This window comes from Fulvivirga kasyanovii, from assembly GCF_009711405.1.
Taxonomy (GTDB): domain Bacteria; phylum Bacteroidota; class Bacteroidia; order Cytophagales; family Cyclobacteriaceae; genus Fulvivirga; species Fulvivirga kasyanovii.
The window spans coordinates 74,241-85,616 of sequence record NZ_SMLW01000680.1; the positions used below are offsets into that span (position 1 = coordinate 74,241).

The 11,376-nt window shown below is 47.8% G+C and carries 6 protein-coding genes; all 6 read right to left on the minus strand.

Going from position 1 to position 11,376, the window contains the following annotated elements:
- Positions 1-75: 75 nt before the first annotated feature.
- On the minus strand, positions 76-906 hold the full coding sequence (locus E1163_RS29910; protein WP_155177448.1) for an SRPBCC family protein: 831 nt from the start codon (positions 904-906) through the stop codon (positions 76-78).
- Between the two features lie 72 nt (positions 907-978).
- Positions 979-2,247, minus strand: a complete 1,269-nt coding sequence (locus tag E1163_RS29915; RefSeq protein ID WP_155177450.1) for a GMC family oxidoreductase N-terminal domain-containing protein — start codon at positions 2,245-2,247, stop codon at positions 979-981.
- Positions 2,248-2,346: 99 nt separating this feature from the next.
- Positions 2,347-3,234, minus strand: coding sequence for an outer membrane lipoprotein-sorting protein (locus E1163_RS29920; RefSeq protein ID WP_155177452.1), 888 nt, complete (start codon positions 3,232-3,234; stop codon positions 2,347-2,349).
- Positions 3,235-3,267: 33 nt separating this feature from the next.
- On the minus strand, positions 3,268-5,883 hold the full coding sequence (locus E1163_RS29925) for an efflux RND transporter permease subunit (RefSeq protein WP_155177454.1): 2,616 nt from the start codon (positions 5,881-5,883) through the stop codon (positions 3,268-3,270).
- Between the two features lie 94 nt (positions 5,884-5,977).
- Complete coding sequence (locus tag E1163_RS29930) at positions 5,978-9,787, minus strand: beta-ketoacyl synthase N-terminal-like domain-containing protein (protein ID WP_155177456.1); 3,810 nt, start codon at positions 9,785-9,787, stop codon at positions 5,978-5,980.
- Positions 9,784-11,376, minus strand: a 1,593-nt coding sequence (locus E1163_RS29935) for an aminotransferase class III-fold pyridoxal phosphate-dependent enzyme (RefSeq protein WP_221418109.1), incomplete at its 5' end; no start/stop codon positions are given. The genes E1163_RS29935 and E1163_RS29930, both read right to left, overlap by 4 nt.

Consider the following 11,376-nt stretch of genomic DNA (forward strand, 5'->3'; position numbering starts at 1 on the left):
CGCGTACTTTTTACTGCAGTGGTTTTTACTTGCAGTGCGGGGCTGTCGGGGGACAGCCTTGGGGTAGAGAAGGTATTATGCCACTACCTCTGCGGGTTGGTCTACTTCCATGACGTAGTCCATTCTGGCATTTCGGTATTTATCTTTGTCGAGGATCTTGGGCATTTTGGCGAACGCAAATGGCAACATGGCGGGGATCAGCCAGTTGGCCAGTGCGTATGGGAAGTTGCCTCCGGGGTCTACGGCGTCGTAGATGAATTCGTATTGTACTTCGCCATTATCCAGGGGGGTGTATTTCCATTTGTTGTGCATTTCGGTAACGCGGAAGTAGCGCTTATCCTCGGGCAGCATTTCGGGGGCGGCCACGAAGTTGAATTTCATTTCTTTGGTAATGGGGTCTTGTGAGAATTCTGACTTTACCACAAACTCTCTGTGTTTGAATGGGGGAAACAGTTTTTGCTTGAAGGTGTAGTATACCAGCTTCGGGTCTACGCCGTCTTTGTCGGGGTCCCAGCCGGGTATGTAGTATGAGTCGAACATGCCTACATCGTCGGCGGCATCGGGGTTTCTCATGAGGGCAAGGATGCTGGCCAACCTGCCTTTCAAGCGGCCGATGATCTTAATTTTCAGCCAGGTTTCTCCCGGGTTTTTCAAGGTGTAGACTTTCATACCTTTTTTGTCTGACTTTAGTTTCCATTGTCCTGAGCCTGAGTTTTTCCAGAGGGAGTGGGTCGAGGCTATGATGAATATTACCAGCAGTATTTCAACTGCGATCAATGCGATCATCCCTGTTTGCCCTTCCATGAATCGGTCCCAAAAGAAAGGTGCTGCCACAGCAGCGGCGACACTCAGCAGTGTCAGCATTAACAAAAAGCCATTGGTTTTACTTTTTCCTGAATGTTCCATGTTTTTAGTGTTTATTCTAGAAAATCAAAAGTCTTGATCTCAAGTGGTTATGGTTTGGTTAATTTATTGTTCTTAAAGGGTGGCAGCCAGGTGCCTCGACAGGTATTTGGCCAGGCATACGAGGGTAAATGTTGGTGTTACCCTGTCGTTTTCAGGCAATATGGAGCCATCGCAGACGTACAGGCCTTCGTATTCGGTCTGGAGTTTTTCATCGACGTGTTCCTTGATCTTCAACGTGCCCAATGCACCTCCTGATATGAGTTCGGTTTTAAAGATCTTTCCGGCCCCGGCGTTTTCAAGGATCTGGCGCGCCACACCCAGTCCTTTCTCCAGTTTGCGGTGGTCATTATCTGTCAGTTTTTTATTGAACTTACCGTCTGCCGTGAGTTCACCGCCTACGGGTTCTTTGACTTTCACGGTAATACCTACGTGCCTTGGATAGGCAGCTATTCGCAAGGGTTTGGCTGAAACGAGCATACCTACATTGAACAGAAAGCGATGGAAATTAGCATCCATCAGTTCGATCTCATCATCCACTTTGGCGCCCATGCAGCCACAGAAATTCTCTGCTGACGAAAGGCCACGGATAGAGCCAATAAGGCCGATGCTGGGATTGATGTAGAAGCCGTGGCTCACTACGTTCTTTATGCCGCTTTCGCGTAGGATTACCGGCGTGGCCAGGGAGCCTGCGGCGAGGACTATCTTTTCACCGTAAGCTTTGAATACTTCTTTTTTCTTGCCAATGGTGTACTCCACGCCAATAGCTTTTTTATTGTCGTGTATCACTTTTGACACGGTGGCCTGGGTGATCAGTGTGGCCCCGTCCCTCAGGGCGCTGTCTACAAATGTCCTGGCCTTCCACTTTACTTCGTAGAAGTTTTTATTATCGAATTTTGACTGGTCTACGAGCATCAGCTTTTTCTTCCAGTCGTAGCCTAGTGCCCTGGCGCTTTCTCCCAGCTTTTTTGCCTGGGCACCTATGAAGTTGTCCGATATTTCGGAAATGGGCAGTTCTTTACATGCCTCTTCCAGGTCTTCTGTCAGGTCGATGCCCAGGTTTTTAAATGTATCAACCGGCGGCAGGTCGGCTACAGCGAGGTACATGGCCGTGCTGCCTCCGGTGGTAAACGCACGCATGTCTTTGAGTTTACCGGCTACGGGCACTTCATTAGAGATCTTGGCATAGGCCATCAGTGATTCCTTCAGCGGATCATTGCCTCCACGCTCCAGGATCAGGACGTTCTTGTGCTTGCTGCTCAACTCCTTCGCAATGGTAGCGCCGCAGGTTCCCGAACCCACGATAATGGCATCAAAGTAATTTTCTTTATTTGAATAATTCATTTGTTAGTATTGAGATTTTAGTCGTGAGTCATGGTTTAGTCGTGAGTCAGGAGTATTGAGTATTGAGATACTCACGACTCAATACTCCTGACTATTCTACTATTTAAGGTTGCTGCGGTATTTGGTCAGGTTTTGTTCTCTGAAGGCAAAGTCTTCGAGGGTCCTGGTAGTCAGGAATTCATCTGCTACTTCCTGGTCAAATGCCACGGATACCATGTTCATCATGCTTATTCTTCGGGTGGCTACGTTGTTCATGGTGAGTTTTCTGGCTACCCATACATCATCCACTTTTTCTACGTCTGATACGGTTAGCTGCTTGTAAAGCTCTCCTCTCACGTACAGGTTCTTTTTCAGGCTGATGAACCTGTCTTTGTCTATCCATGAGGTGGTTTTGCTGTATTTTGATTTTTTGGCCCTTTCTGCTGTGGGGGTGTATTCGATCACCCATACGTCGCGGCCTTTGTAGTTTTCTTCGCCCAGGATCTCAAAGTTGTATTCATTGATTTTCAGGTCTTCCATGTCTTCAAGGGAAAATTCGGAGCCAAAGAAGCTTCCGCTGTCGTCGTTGCTGTCGCTGCTTGAGGCCAGGCGCTTTACTTTGCTCAAAGCAGGCAGGTAGATCCAGCTATCGTTGTCCTTGCCGGGCTCGCCGTACTCATAGGTAAGCATGCCTACCCCCTGCTCTTTTTTAGGTTCTATAATGATGGAGACTGAGCGGCTGTCTTCGTGGTCGTCGCCATAGTTTTTAGCTATGCTTTCCAGCACTTTGTTCCTGGGCTCTTCCGTGCATACTATCCTATTGTCGGATATGGTGTATTTGCAGGTGGAGAGCTTTATTTTCTGAATTGAAGAGGTGAAGGACCCTTTAGCGACCTTCTGTACCTTTTTCATAATATCCTTAGCCGACTGGCCTGAGAGGGTCTTTATTGAAAATGAGGATGCCAAAACTGCCAGGACTACCAACACAACAATCTGATTTCTTTTCATTATTTATGTTTTTAGATTGAAAAAGATTAAAAATTACTTCTGCACTACCATTTCTCCCTGAAGTTTCATTTTGGCCTTTTTTTGGAATTTCGGTTTGAAAACGAGGATCAGGGCCGGCAGTAAAAACAGGTCGCACATGAGGGCTGAGAAGATGGCAATGGAGCCGAACTTACCTACATTGGCGGTTCCCTGCATGGCTGAAAAGGATAGTATGCCAAACCCCAGCCCTAAAACAAGGCTGGTAAAGGTAGCAGCCTGGCCTACTTCTTTAATCGTATGGTGTAATGCTGATTTGATATCACCGTCTTCTGCCTTGAGTTTATCTTTATACCGGCTGATAAAATGGACGGTATCGTCTACAGAGATACCCACAACAACAGGCAGCAGCAGGAGGATATCAATATCTACAGAGTTGCCGGTAAGGCCCAATAAGCCCAATGTAAGCATGGATGGAATGAGGTTCGGAATAATGGCGATCAAACCTCCCTGTAACGAACCGAATACGAACATCAGTACAATGGTGATGGTTATCAGCACTACTATGATGTTTTGCAGTCCGTTACCTGCTATGATCTGTACAAACTTCATGTTCATAGGCAGTGCACCGGTTATGGACACTTTGGTATCTGGGTATTGCTGTTTAAGCTCTGCTATGGTGGCATCAATGTCCTTGTGCATACGCTCATAAACTTTCATGTATTTATGGGAGCCTACATTGTACAGTTGCACGGAGATGTGTGATTTACTGTAGTTATCCGAAACCTGTTTTCTGCGGTCTTCGGGATTAGCCATGTTGAACATGAAAAGGGTCTGGGCCAGCACATTCTGTTCATCGGGGATCACGTACATGTCCTCTCTGCCTTCATTCAAAGTCTGATTGGCCTTCTTCACGACTTCTACGAGCGATGAGGTGCTTACCACTACTTCGCTGTAGTTTTTCTCCAGGGTACGCTGCAGTTCGTCGATTTTTTTCAGTACAAACGGGTTTTCAAAAGCATTGGCCTTATCGAGATCCAGATAGATCTCCATGTTGAGGCTGCCCATCATTTTTTCATCAATTATTCTGGCTGACTCTCTGTATGGATTGCCCTCCACAAACTGGTTGGCAATGTTAGTATCTACTTTGAGCATGGTGGTGCCGTAGATGGTGAGCCCCAATACGATCAGAAAGAAGAAGATAATACCAACAGGATTTTTTCCTACCACTGACAAAACGTTGTCGAGCCTTCTTTGCAGGAAGAGTGAGAAATTGGGGATGTATTTTCCGCTGGTGAAGGTAAACTTCTTTTTCTTCGCCTTATCTGGTAGTCCGGGAGCCCAGGCATCGAGCATAAGGGGCAACAGGAAAATGGTCAGGATACAGGCAAAGGCAACACCTGCGGCCGACATGATCCCAAACACCTGGATACGTGGGATGGGGATAATGAGACATGCCAGCATACCTATGATGCTGGTCAGCGCCGTAAGAGTGATGGCTTTATTGGTGGATTTGAATACTTTTTCTACGGATGTGCGACGGTCATAACCCTGATTGCGGAAAAACAGGAAGCCGGAGAATATGTGTGAAGCATCGCATACACCAATGGTCAGGATCAGCATTACGGTAAGCATCAGGAATACGGTTACTTCCACTTCCATCCAGCCTGCGAGGCCGATGGTCCAGACGGCACTGACTATAACGATCAGGAGTGACCAGACCACTGCACTGAATGACCGGACGAAGAACCATAGCAATACGGCGATGATCAGCAAAAGCCCCATGTAGATCGGGCCGGCTTCGCTGCTGGCGATGGTCTGCTGCTCATAGGCCAATGGTGCGTTGCCTACGGCATAGTAGTCGAAGTGCTCTTTGTATTCCGGCTTGTATAGAATGGCATTGATCTCTTCCATTAAGGGGACCAGCTCACTCAAATCGGCATGTTTGAAGCGTACACGCTCTTCGGTTTTCTTTACTTCTGCTTCGCTGAAATCCTCTACTACGAGTTCGTCCAGCGCTTCCAGTTCATCCATGGCCAGCTCCTCAGGTGCTTCCGCCACTTCTCCTTCCGGATCGCCGGAGGTCCCTTCTTCGTCTTCGATAAGCTCGGTACCATAATCTGTTTCTATGAGTATGCCGCCGTACTTCATGTCTTTGGAGAAGAAGAGCAGCGGGAAAGACCTTTGAGTCTGGGCAAGCTTGCGAAGCTCCTCGATCTCTGCCTGGGTCCCTGGGATATTCTCACCGATCAGTTGCCGGGAAACCAGTACATCGCCATCAGCCATCAATAGCTGCGCATTCAGGATGGTGTTGACCTTCACAATGTGCTTTAACTGGGTGGAGTCACTGGCATATTTTTCGGCAATGATGTCTTCATAGATCCCCTTTACGGTTTCCAGGGATTTAGGGGAAAATACGTCACCATCCTCAGGTTTGTAAACAATGTAAACACCTTCGTTGCTGCCAAACTGTGCCTTGAACTCGTCCATGGCTACCAGTACAGGGTCGTTTTCCTTAAACCACCCTTCAATGGTCATATCAAATTTGGTTTTGGGTATGCCCAAAAAGGTGAATACTGTAATAGCGACAAAAGCCAACCAGATAATCAGTCTTCTTTTCCGAACCATGTCGGTAACACTTTCCAGAAAATGCGGTTTCGGGTTTTTACTCATAATTACACTTATTAATGATCCTATGGATTTTAAATGCGTACAGGCAACAAATGAAAATACTTGTTACCTGCTTTAGATGTTAAATTTTATCGGTTTATGCTTTTGAAGCTCGTTTTTTCCTTACAGGGGCTTTCTTTGGCTTGGTTTTATTGAAGAAAGCGCTGACCTTTTTAGCTATTTTTTTGCTATTGTCCTTGTCGATCACCGAAAAGTGATTGGCCTCAACCGGGATAATCTGCACCGGCTTACTCAGCAATTCGTTCCATCCATAATCTTCCGATGCATTCTTATAGGTATCGAGATAACCTTCGGTAGCTTTAAAGAGTAGTACATCCACGGCTGCTGACAATTTTGAAGGCTGATATGCACGGCAAAATTTATCATTGGCTATGGTTGTATGAATGCTTGTGGCGAGTTGCTCTTTGGGAAAGTTGAAGCCGAGGTCTTTGATGTTGTCGTATATGTAATCCACGATCTGGTCTTCAGGCACTTTCTTTAATGCTTCGGCATCCAGGTCTACGTGTTGCCCGGATGAGCTGATGAAGATCGACTTGATCCCCTCTACGAGGTCTTCGATCATATGCCCGTCGGGCAGTGTGGGCGACATGCAGTCAACCAGGATCAATGTCTCCACTTTTTCTTTCTGCTCAAGCAGCATTCTGGCCATTTCATATGCTATGGTACCACCGTTGGAGAAGCCCAGCAAACGGTAAGGGCCTTTGGGTTGTACTTCTTTAATGGCTTCGATATTGGCTTTGGCTATGGCCTCCACACTATCCAGTGATTCTACCTGGCCAATCACCCCTACGGTTTCCAGGCCGTAGAACGGCTGGCTGGTTCCCAGGGCTGAGATCAGGTGTTGGAGGGTGATCACATTGCCATCAGCACCCGGAACGGCGAAAACAGGCCTTTTGCTACCTTTGGCCTGCATGGGTACCAGTATTCTTCGCTTTAGTGCCTCTTCACCTTCTTCTGCTTTCACCTTCGCCCTGTCACTGGCCTGGCCTGCCCGTGTATTATCCCGGGTGACGTTGAGCTTTTCAATTTTTGGGGCAAAGTGCTCCACCAGGTATCCTGACAGTGTTTTCACCTCTGAGTAATTAAACAAAATGGCCGGTGAAATGGTGATTTCCAACAGGTCATTGATCTGGGCGATCATGGTGATCAGGCCGATAGAGTTCATGCCCAGGTCCAGGAAATTGACATCTTCTGCAATTTCAGCCATCGGCTTGTTCAGTTGCAGCGCTATTTCATGTTTTAGGAAGAGCTCCAGTTTATCAGCGGGTTTCATGGCTTTGCTTTCTCCGGTCCCTTCATCAGACATAAAAAAGAACCACTCTGCTTTCATAGCGGGTGCGCCATTGGCTTTAGCTGTATCCTGTTTAGCAGGTTGCCGGAGCTGCTTTGCGGCAACTGCCGGTTTCTCTGCTCCATCCACATCTATCCAGTACCTTTCTTTGGCAAAAGGATAGGCAGGTAAGGATACCGGCCGGGCTTTTTTATTTTCCCAGACCACTTTCCAGTCGATCGGCAGGCCGCTGATCCACAACTGGGCAAGCTGCTGCCACTGTGCTGCCTGTAAGCTCTGGCCCACCATGGTATTGATCATGTCCCTGGTCAGGATATTCACAATGCGGTTTTCTTTGGTGACGTTGATATTTCCGCAGAAGATCCCTTTCTTTTCCAGGGATGTCCCTTTGCCGGAATCTTTAACCAGTTTTAGCTTTTCAAGCAACTCAGTGTGGTTCGAAGCTACTATGGCCAGCCTTTCATCCATAGCATCACGCCCTGTTTGCAGGGTGTAGATCATGTTTTGAAATGATATACCTGCTCCATGGCCTGAAAGGTAACTGATATATGAATCGATGTATTCATCGAGACGCTGTTCATCTTTTGCGGAAAGCACAAACAGTTGCGGAGATGTTGTGGCTTCGTCTTCCGGAGCTACTTCGCGGTTCATGTACTCTTCCAGCACAATATGCAGGTTGACACCGCTATCGGCAAAAGAGTTAAGTCCTGCCCTGATGGGTGTGCTATTGTCTTTGCGCAGTTCGTCAAAAGCCAGCTCTTTATTGGCGATATACAGTGGGTGCGACGGGTTGTCGATATCCAGAAAGGTGTTGGTCTTCTCTCCTGAAATGGTCACCGGAAATTTCTTATGGTAAAGCGACAGGGCCAGCTTGATGAAACCGGCCAGTCCGCTCACGGCTTCAAGGTTGCCGATATTTCCTTTCACGCTTCCCAATGCACAATTTTTCTCTTTGGCTTTGTGTCCTTTAAATACGTTTTTAACGCCTTCGTACTCAAATGAATCTCCCCATTTGGTAGCGTAACCGTCCACTTCAATGTAGTTAACGGATTGCGGGTTTATCAGGGCTTTTTTGTAGCAGTTGGTGATGGCTCCGGTAATGGCTTCGTGTTTAACCTCTGATAAGAAACGGGCATTGCCTCTGTTGCTCTGGTGGCTGGCTTTGATCACGCCATAAATTCTGTCGTTGTCTCTTTCGGCATCTTCCAGCCTTTTCAAAACCACGGCTGCCACGCCTTCTCCCCTGGTGAAGCCATCGGCATTGTCATCAAACACGCCGCATGTACCGGTGGGAGACAGCATGCCGTATTGCGACAATGAGATATAATCATCGGCGAACAGGTTTAAGGAAACACCACCTACTACTGCTACGCTGCTTTCCTGATTGGCCAGCGAGTAATAGGCGCGGTTGATGGCTACAGCCGAGCCTGCACAATTGACATTGATGGATTCGCTGGGGCCGTAAAGGTCAAACAGGAATGAGAGCCTGTTGGCCAGGTAATAGGTCGGGCTTGATGAGGTAAAAACCGGCCCGTATTTGCCTACGGGGATCTTGTCTATGTTTCTTCTCAGGTAGTTTTCGTACTCTGAATATTCGTAGGCCACATATACACCAGTATCTGATCCTGCCAGGCTTTTTGGCGCTATACCGGCATCCTGAAATGCTTTGTAAACTTCCTGCATCAGCAGCCTTTCCTGAGGGTCGATCAAAAGTGCTTCCTCAGGTTCAAGGTTGAAGAATTCCGGGTCGAAGCGGTCTATATCGCTGAGCAATGCACCCCATTTGGACACGGTCTTGCCCGGGGTGGCAGATGGCTCGTAGTAATCTTCCCAGTTCCATCTTGATTTTTCAATTTCCCTGATGCTGTTCTTTTTGTTCATCAGGTTGTGCCAAAAGGCCTGTGCATCGGGTGCGTCCGGAAAGTTGCAGCTCAGGCCGACAATAGCCACATCGCAGGTCTGACGTGGCTGCGCAGCCGGGGTATGGGTTATTGTATGCTTTTTAACTTCATGACCGTTGCCATTGCCGTGATGTTTATGAACGGTGTCATAGTAGAACAGCAGATCGTCGGTATGATGGGTCAACAGGGTTTCAACTATTTCATCCACTGACCGGAACGACCTGTATGAGAGGTCAACATTATATTTTTGATAAATGTAGCGCAGCAGGTCCTGGTGTGACTCCCTGACTAGTTTTCTACCACGCAATGCCCGGTTGGCACCGGTCTGCCTCGAAGGAGCCGGATTGACCTCCTTTTGCTTTTCGACGGGAGCACTTTGAGGCGCTGCTTCTGCCTGAACATCAGGCACTTCGTTAGTCTCAGGCTCATGGCTGTCCTCGTCCTCCACGGTTATTTCCTCTTCCAGCAATTCGGCCAGCTCTGTTATATTGCTGACATTGACGAATTTTGAAGGGGCGAGTGTAATGTTGAATTTCTTGGAGATCTTATTGATCAACTCCATCGAAATGATCGAGTCGATACCAAAATCTTCAAAATTGGCATTTACATCCAGCTTGCCGGCAGGAAGCCTTAAAGTGGTTTCGAAGATCGTGGTGATCTCCTGTAATACATTGTGTGTGGTTGCTACCGTCATATCATCACTCCTTTCTCCTGGAAATTTTTCAAATCAGAAACGATCAAATCGCGTAGTTTTTCCATTTGATCATCTTTTTTCGGTTCCTGTACGGGTTTGTTGGTTTTATCTGCACGGGCAGGTGTAGCCGCCTGTACTTCTTCCTGCGCATCATCTTCTTCTGCCGTATCAGACTCATAGAAGAAGCCTTCTTTCAGCAGGGTATCTGCGCTTTGCTTAATTGCTTTTATGATGGCCTTTATATCCTTGTCGGAATGGACAACGGTAAGGAAGCAGTTACCTGAAGGACTGGTCTCCACACCATTCATTCTCATTAAGATCATCAGCAGTTCTTTCACTACACCATTGGGGTCATCGAGGAATCTGAACCTGAATAATGAGCTGAAATATTCAATCACTATGGGTACTCTTTTCATGACAAAGAAAGAGTTCAGCTCTTCGCACATGAGCATGGTCTTTTCGTTCAGATCCTGTAAGAAGCAGGCATTGGGTTCACATGCATCTTTTCCTGAGGCCGAGCACCTTTTCTTAATCTCCGTAAGTATGGCCAGTGTAGCGGCCAGCTTGATCGGGTTTCTGGTGTGTGTACCTGCCATGAGGGCTTTTTTCACACTCGGCATGGAGTTGTCGTCATAATCAAACACGCCTCCATCTACGAAGTTCATGTATTTGGCCGGGCCGGCGATCATACCTGAGGGCATGCCTCCTGCGGGGATCTTGCCATAGGTGGCCAGGTCGCCTTTGATTTTCCAGAGGCCCTGTACACCGTTGCAGCAAGCCCTGAAGCCTGTGATCATTTCATCCATGATCAGCAGGACGCCGCTTTCCAGGGTCAGCTTGCGCACTTCTTTCAGAAATTCTATGGGCTGGTTGGCAGGGTTTCGTGATTGCACGGGTTCTACCAGCACGCCTGCTATCTCATCGGCCCGCTCTTCAATGACGTTGAGGTGGTCCATATTGCCATAGTCGAGCACGATCAGCTCATCGGCAAACTCCTGTAGCATACCCAGCCCCATGGCAATGCTGTTGCCAAACTGGTCTTTGGCGGCAAGCACTGCATCGGACAAGCCATGAAATGCTCCTTCAAAAATGACTATTTTCTTCTTTTGTGTGGCTGCACGGGCAATCCTAACGGCCCACATTACTGCTTCGGTGCCTGACTGTGTAAGGAGCACACGCTCATGCCCTGTAAGCTCGCTGAACAGTTTGGTCACCTGGGTGAGCTCTTCGGTATAGCCTACCAGCGGGTATCCTTTATCGAGCCGGTTTACGATGGCTTCTTTGATGAAGGCCGGCTGGTGCCCAAACAGGTTGACACCATTATCGCTGGCTATATCGATGTATTTGTTGCCATCGACATCATACAGGTATGCGCCGTCACCTTTTTCGTAGGTCAGGTGAAACTGTAGCGGTTTCAAAGCCTTTTTCAGCCCACCGGTCTTCCTCTGGTCTACCAGGTGTGTTTGGTGCATTGATGCATTCTCCTTGGATTTGGGAGCTGTTTTTGCCATCTCCAGTGCCATTTTTTCAATAAACTGCCTGTGCCTATCTTCCAGTTGCAGCTCTGTCATCGCCTTCATGATATTACC

Coding starts and splice junctions, on each gene's coding strand:
- E1163_RS29910 (WP_155177448.1), bottom strand. CDS start 906: ATGGAACATTCAGGAAAAAGTAAAACCAATGGCTTTTTGTTAATGCTG.
- E1163_RS29915 (WP_155177450.1), bottom strand. CDS start 2,247: ATGAATTATTCAAATAAAGAAAATTACTTTGATGCCATTATCGTGGGT.
- E1163_RS29930 (WP_155177456.1), bottom strand. CDS start 9,787: ATGACGGTAGCAACCACACACAATGTATTACAGGAGATCACCACGATC.
- E1163_RS29925 (WP_155177454.1), bottom strand. CDS start 5,883: ATGAGTAAAAACCCGAAACCGCATTTTCTGGAAAGTGTTACCGACATG.
- E1163_RS29920 (WP_155177452.1), bottom strand. CDS start 3,234: ATGAAAAGAAATCAGATTGTTGTGTTGGTAGTCCTGGCAGTTTTGGCA.